The 262-nt window shown below is 45.4% G+C and carries 1 protein-coding gene; it reads left to right on the top strand.

Annotated elements, in window-relative coordinates:
* Positions 1–262, top strand: a 262-nt coding sequence (locus AC04NP_RS30855) for a recombinase family protein (protein WP_482863989.1), incomplete at both ends; no start/stop codon positions are given.

The raw sequence follows: 262 nt of genomic DNA, 5'->3' as shown, positions 1-262 counted from the left end.
AGAACATGGCTATGTTGTTCCCGATGAATATGTATTTAAGGATGAAGGATATAGTGGAGCTATCCTGGTGCGTCCCGGGCTTGAGCGGGTGAGAGATTTAAGTGCGGAGGGACAAATACAGGCAGTTCTAGTTTACAACCCAGACAGGCTGAGTCGTAACTATGCCTATCAGATAGTGCTGATGGATGAATTTTCTTCCTGCGGTGTGGAAGTAATATTTATGAATTCTCCCAAATCGGAAACACCGGAACAGGCCTTGTTG

It is taken from the genome of Agaribacillus sp. DX54 (genome assembly GCF_056858335.1).
The sequence above is the reverse complement of the archived record's forward strand: the minus strand, read 5'-3'. Positions and strand labels throughout refer to the sequence as shown.